The 6,219-nt window shown below is 66.3% G+C and carries 6 protein-coding genes; 2 read left to right on the top strand and 4 right to left on the bottom strand.

What is annotated here, in order from left to right; genetic code table 11:
• The 3 genes from IVB47_RS24250 to IVB47_RS24240 all read right to left on the bottom strand — a co-directional run.
• Positions 1-551 (bottom strand): class I SAM-dependent methyltransferase (locus IVB47_RS24250; RefSeq protein ID WP_247464987.1); only part of this gene is annotated, 551 nt, incomplete at its 3' end.
• Positions 552-559: 8 nt separating this feature from the next.
• Positions 560-1,075, bottom strand: a complete 516-nt coding sequence (locus tag IVB47_RS24245; RefSeq protein WP_247431614.1) for a hypothetical protein — start codon at positions 1,073-1,075, stop codon at positions 560-562.
• 430 nt (positions 1,076-1,505) lie between these two features.
• Complete coding sequence (locus IVB47_RS24240) at positions 1,506-2,438, bottom strand: DMT family transporter (RefSeq protein WP_247465299.1); 933 nt, start codon at positions 2,436-2,438, stop codon at positions 1,506-1,508.
• A 365-nt stretch (positions 2,439-2,803) separates the two neighbouring features.
• Here IVB47_RS24240 and IVB47_RS24235 point away from each other — a divergent pair, with 365 nt between their 5' ends.
• Together IVB47_RS24235 and IVB47_RS24230 are read left to right on the top strand one after the other, a co-directional pair.
• The gene (locus IVB47_RS24235) at positions 2,804-4,096 is read left to right on the top strand and encodes an adenylosuccinate synthase (RefSeq protein WP_247464985.1); all 1,293 of its coding nucleotides are present in this window, start codon (positions 2,804-2,806) and stop codon (positions 4,094-4,096) included.
• Between the two features lie 37 nt (positions 4,097-4,133).
• The gene (locus IVB47_RS24230; protein ID WP_247464982.1) at positions 4,134-5,759 is read left to right on the top strand and encodes a hypothetical protein; all 1,626 of its coding nucleotides are present in this window, start codon (positions 4,134-4,136) and stop codon (positions 5,757-5,759) included.
• 159 nt (positions 5,760-5,918) lie between these two features.
• Here IVB47_RS24230 and IVB47_RS24225 read toward each other — a convergent pair whose 3' ends face one another.
• Positions 5,919-6,191, bottom strand: coding sequence for a hypothetical protein (locus IVB47_RS24225; RefSeq protein WP_027519942.1), 273 nt, complete (start codon positions 6,189-6,191; stop codon positions 5,919-5,921).
• Between the last annotated feature and the right edge of the window lie 28 nt (positions 6,192-6,219).

Here is a 6,219-nt window from a genome sequence, read left to right as displayed (position 1 = left end):
CGGCGGGCAGGCGCGCTTTCTGGCCGCTTCATGAAGTTGACTGCGAAGCCGCGCCTGGTGGTGCGATGAAGATCATCGAGGCTCGCCGCGATGAACTGCTCCCAGTCGTGCTGCGTCTGATCCTGCGCAACGTTGAAGATGCCGCTGGCGACCGCGTAGTCGGCCGTCCGGGGGCTGCTATGGCCGATGGCGAACGAGGTGTCGCCGCGGTTCCGCCAAAGCCGCCGCGCCCGCCGAACCATCGGCTCCGAGACGTCGATACCGAGATAGTCCACCGCGCAGCCGCCATGCCGGCGGCCGAGATAGGCGATCAGCGCGCCATAGCCGCAACCGAGATCGTTCAGCGAGAAGGGCGATGCGAAGTCGCACAATTTCAGGAGCTGGACGAAGCGCATCTCCTGCGTGGCCTGGCAGGTCCAGTCGACGCCGTTCGGCGTCGCGCCGAAGCGTGCGACCTTCGCCGAATAATAGGCGGCGATGCCGCTGTAAATCTGGCTCAGGTCTCCGGCGCGGGGAGAGGCAAGCTCGCTCGCGACAACGGCGGCGCGCATCAGCCCGCCTATTTCTTCGACTTCTTCTTGCCCTTGCCTCCAGGCGGGACCTTGGGCGCCATCGGCACCGAGATCGTGAGGTACGTTCGCTCGATGTAGAAGACCGGCTTGTCCTCGCGAACCACGACCCGCAGGCCGTAGCCGCCGGTATCGCGGGAATCATGGGCCTTCATGAAGCAAGGCAGCGGCGACTTGCGCGCAAAGTTCTTGATCAATGCGTTCACGATGCGCTGGTCGCCCGTTTCGCCGTCCTGGTCAGAGGGGACCTTGGCCAGCCAGGCCAGCACACTGTACCATCGGTTCTTTGCACGGTTGTTGTTGAGGCCGCCCAATCCGAGGAGCTTTGCGCTCTCGAGGAACGGCCGTCCTTCCTGGAAGATTTCGAATTCATCCTGCAGGGCCTTGATTTCGGACACGCCCCCGGCAGTCAGTTCGATATCTTTCTGCTCGGGACCAAATCTCAAATTGAACAGATCGAACAGCGGGCCGATATAGATATCGTCCTCGGCCATCAATGCGCCCATATCACTCTCCCTGCAATTACAGTTGGGTTATTGGATCGGGAAGCCAGCAATCGGGACATTGAACCTTGGTCCCGGACAAATTGCAAGGAAAGCGGGACGCTCGTGAGCCCACTTCTTCCGCTCAGTGCGCTTTCTGCCTCTCCAGTATCAACCCATCAACAGCGGCGCGCCACGCGGTCTGCATCAAGCGGCAGACCTCCTCGGGCGACCGCGGCGGGCGCAGGGCCGCAAACGTCTTGGGGTGGCGACGATCGCGGTGGTGACCGGAGCCATCTCGGCCATCTCGCCCACGCCGGCAGCTTCGGCAAGACCGAGCAGGTCCTCGCGGTCGGCGCGATCTGCGCGTTGATCGCGGTCGGCGTTCAGGCCGCAATTGGCCCCGGCACGACGACGCTCTGCATGGGTGCGGCGCGATACATTTGAAGACGAGCTACGTCGCCTGCTTCCGTGACGCCACGAACACGCCGGCCAGCACCAGCGCGAAGCCGATGCAGTGGAACGCCTGCGGGTGCTCGCCCAAAAACGCCATTGCCATGATCGAGCCGAACACCGGCACGACATGGAAGAACGGTGCGGCGCGGTTGGCGCCGATCAGCTGGACACCGCGATTGAAGCAGAGATAGGCGAGCGTCGAGGGGAACACCGCGACATAGAACAGGGTCAGGAGGTTCGGCCCGTCGAGCTTCATCACGGGACGCGCGGACAACTCCCAGATCTCCAGCGGAATGAGACAGGCAGCACCGCAGCCGAACGTGAAGGCGAGGAACGACAGGCCGTGCATCGGCGGCCGCTTCAAGGTCAGCACCGAATAGAGCGCGAAGATGATCAGCGCGACGACGAAGATGAGGTCGCCCTTGTTGAAATCGATGTTCGACAGCGTGGTGAGATCGCCATGCAGCAGGATGATCAGCACGCCGCACATCGACAGCAGCACGCCGAAGGCCTGCCCTGCGGTGAGGCGCACGCCGAGGATGGCGAGCGACCACAGCGCCACGACGAGCGGCGCGGCGGATTGCAACAGGAGAGTGTTGAGCGCCTGCGTATGCTCCAGCGCCCAATATTGCAGCGTGTTGAAGGCGCCGATGCCGGTGATCGAGAGCGTGACCATCAGGCCGAGCTTGCCGCGGATCGCGGGCCAGTCCTGCGCCAGGTGTTTCCAGGCGAACGGCAGCACCAGCAGGAAGGCGAAGAACCAGCGCAGGAACGACAGCGTCACCGGCGGGATGTGACCGGCGGCCAGCCGCCCGACGATGGCATTGCCGGCCCAGCACAGCGCGGTGATGCTGAGCAGCAGATAAGGCTGGTTGGCGATCCAGTTCTGGCCGGACCTGGCGGCGCCGGTGGTCTCGTCGGTGGCGGACATTGGATTGTTGTGGCCCCGCGTCATGCGCCAAGCCTCCAGCCCGGCGGCACCCGGGCCGGTTCGGACCCGGCCCGTTCAAAGACACGGAAATCGAGGTTGCATCAACGGGGGCCGGATGCATCGCGACCATGCAGCGGCGGAAGCAGCCTCTCACGCTTTGGCCGAAGCATTGCACCCGCCGCGAAGGTTTCTGGATTTTCAGGGGATATCAAAGGCTTGGAGTACGCTCGCGGCCTCGAAAAAGTCCCGTTCTTGCTTGCCTAGAGGGGCTGCATCCTTTATCCGGTTGGCTGCCTCGCGTTCGAGCGGCCCCGGCCGTGAATGGGCTGGGCGCATCTAACAGATTGCATAGGGATTACCCGCGAATGGCCAATGTTGTCGTCGTCGGCGCCCAGTGGGGCGACGAAGGAAAGGGCAAGATCGTCGACTGGTTGTCGGAGCAGGCGGACATCGTCGTCCGTTTCCAGGGCGGCCATAACGCCGGCCACACGCTGGTGATCAACAGCAAGACCTACAAGCTGGCGCTGCTGCCCTCGGGCGTGCTGCGCGAGCAGAAGCTGTCGGTGATCGGCAACGGCGTGGTGTTCGATCCCGCCGCCTTCCTCGACGAGGTCACCAAGCTGCGTGCACAGGGCGTCGCCATCAGCCCGGAAAACTTGCGGGTCGCCGAGAATGTCACGCTGATCCTGCCGCTGCATCGCGAACTCGACGCGCATCGCGAATCCGCCAATGCGGCAACCGCGATCGGCACCACGCGCCGCGGCATCGGCCCGGCCTACGAGGACAAGGTCGGCCGCCGCGCCATCCGCCTGATGGACCTTGCCGATCTCGATACGCTGCCGCACAAGATCGACCGGCTGCTGGCGCATCACAATGCATTGCGCCGCGGACTGGGCCTGCCGGAGTTCGACGGCAAGGAGATCCTGAAGGAATTGACCGCGCTGGCGCCGCAGCTCTTGCCCTATGCCGAGACGGTGTGGCGGCTGCTCGACATCAAGCGGCGCGAGGGCAAGCGCATGCTGTTCGAGGGCGCGCAAGGCGCGCTGCTCGACGTCGATCACGGCACGTACCCTTACGTCACCTCGTCCAACACGGTGGCGGCGCAGGCCGCGACCGGTTCGGGCCTCGGCCCCGCCGCGGTCGGCTATGTGCTCGGCCTCTGCAAAGCCTATACGACCCGCGTCGGCCAGGGCCCGTTCCCGACCGAGCAGGACAACGAGACCGGCCGCAAGATCGGCGAGCGCGGCCGCGAGTTTGGCACCAATACCGGACGGCCCCGCCGCTGCGGCTGGTTCGATGCGGTTCTGGTTCGCCAGGCGGTCCGGACCTGCGGCATCAACGGTCTGGCGCTGACCAAGCTCGACATTCTCGACGGCTTCGACACGATCGAGGTCTGCACCGGCTACAAGCTCGACGGCAAGGAGATCGATCATTTCCCGGCGGGCGAGGGCGCCCAGGCCCGGGTCGAGCCGATCTACGAGACCATCGAAGGCTGGAAGGAGCCGACCGCCAATGCGCGGTCCTGGGCCCAGCTGCCGGCCCAGGCGATCAAATATGTCCGCCGGATCGAGGAATTGGTGGGGTGCCCGGTCGCACTGCTTTCCACCAGCCCCGAACGCGAGGATACTATCCTGGTACAAAATCCGTTTGAGGCTTAACGATCTCTTACCGGGACGCGCGTATAATTGAGTAGAAATGGCTGATTACTATCCGCTGATCGCCCGCGCTATTGCCGCCCTGGACCCCAACGCTCCCGGCGAGAGCCGTCGCGCGCTCTACGAGCGGGCGCGCACGGCGCTGATCGCGCAGCTCCGCAGCGTGCAGCCGCCGCTCTCCGAATCCGAGATCACCCGCGAGCGGCTCTCGCTGGAAGAGGCCGTCCGCAAGGTCGAATCAGAGGCCGCCCAGCGTGCCCGCGAGGCCTCGCGCCCCGGTGGCGGCGCGCGCAGCAGCGGCAGCGGCGATGCCTTCCGCCGCGCCAGCACCCGCGCCACCGAGGGCAACGCGCCCGCGCCCCAAACTTCTGCCCCGCCACGCGCCCGTCCGGCTCCGCCGCCGCCGCGCGCCGACCGGCCCTCCTTCAACGTCGATGACCAGGGCGACGCCCCACGTGCGCCGCGGGCTCCGCGTTTCGACGCGCCGCGGCCGCAGGGTCCGTCGGCACCGCCGTCGATGCCGGAGCCGCCGCCGGCCGGACGTGATCGCGCCGGTGGGCGCCGCCCGCCGGACATGGGACCCCCGCCGCCGCTGCCGCCGGCACCGGGCGTGCGCGGCTTCCGCGACATCACGGCCGACGCCAACGATCTCGGCGGCGCCGCCGCGCAGGCCAACCGCGCCGCGCGCCGCACCTACGCCAACGTGCCTTCGCCCTCGCCGGAATTCGACCGACTCGAGCCGAGCCTGGAAAATCGCGCTGCCGGGACGGACGCGCCCTACTCCTACGACGAATCGATCGAGGAGGCCGAGCGCTACGCGCCGCAGTCGCAGCCGCCGTCGCAACGTCCGCACATCCCCGTTCTCGACCGTGACACGAAGAAGAAGCGCGCCCGCACCGGCCGCGCCTTTCCGTTCAAGAGCGCAATCGCCGTCGGCATCGTGCTGATCCTGGTCGGTGCCGGCATCCTCTGGGGCAAGCAGCTGGTTCAGACCGCGACCAACCTGTTGAAGTCTTCGCCGACGCAGGTGGTGGAGGCGCCCAGGGATTCGTCGCAGCCGCAGAGCAAGCCCAAGATTCCGGATCGCGTCGGCCAGCCCTCGGCCAGCGACCAGCCGGTCGCGCCGGTGGCGCAGAAGGTCGTGCTCTATGACGAGGATCCGTCCGATCCAAAGGGCAAGCAATATGTCGGCTCGGTGGTGTGGCGGCTCGAGCCGATCAAGGCGTCGGGCAACCAGAAGGCCGACGTCGCCGTGCGCGCCGACATCGAGATCCCCGACCGCAAGTTCAAGATGACGATGTCGTTCCGCCGCAACACCGACTCCTCGCTGCCGGCGAGCCACACCGCGGAGTTGACCTTCGTCCTGCCGGCGGACTTTTCGGGCGGCGGCGTCGCCAATGTGCCGGGCATCCTGATGAAGTCGAACGAGCAGGCACGCGGCACGCCGCTGGCAGGCCTCGCGGTCAAGGTCACCGACGGCTTCTTCCTGGTCGGCCTCTCCAACGTCGACGCCGACCGCAGCCGCAACGTCCAGCTCCTCAAGGAGCGCTCCTGGTTCGACGTGCCCCTGGTCTACGCCAACCAGCGCCGCGCCATCATCGCCATCGAGAAGGGCGCTCCCGGCGAGCGCGCCTTCAACGACGCCTTCGCGCAGTGGGGCGACTAGATCTCTGCTCCGTGAGACCTCGGCCTGCATGGTTCGAGACGCCCGCCTTGGCGGGCTCCTGACCATGAAGGTTTGATATCTCGCCGCGAAACGAGACCTCATCCTGAGGGCCCGCCCCTTGGGCGGGCGTCTCGAAGGATGGCCGCAGCTACGCTCTCTCTATTGCGCCGTCGCTTCCCGCTTGCGCGATGTCGCGGCGGCGTGCTCGCGGTCCATCACGGCGCGACAGCCCGGGCTGACCTGAGCTTTCTTCTGCACCATGCAGGCCCTGATCCTGGGGATGTCCGGGATCTCACTGGAGCACAGCCGCATGGCATCGCCGGAGCACATCTGCTGCGCTTCGGACGAGAAGGAAAGGCCGGGCGATGTCTGGAATGCGATGGCTGCGGTTGTGACGGCGAAGAGAGTTGCGATGGTCTGGTAGCGTGTCATGCGGAATGCGTCCCCGAGTTCCGTGGGT

The organism is Bradyrhizobium sp. 62, from assembly GCF_023073035.1.
GTDB lineage: Bacteria > Pseudomonadota > Alphaproteobacteria > Rhizobiales > Xanthobacteraceae > Bradyrhizobium.
Note: the sequence above shows the minus strand (reverse complement) of the source record. Positions and strands in the feature narration are given on the sequence as shown.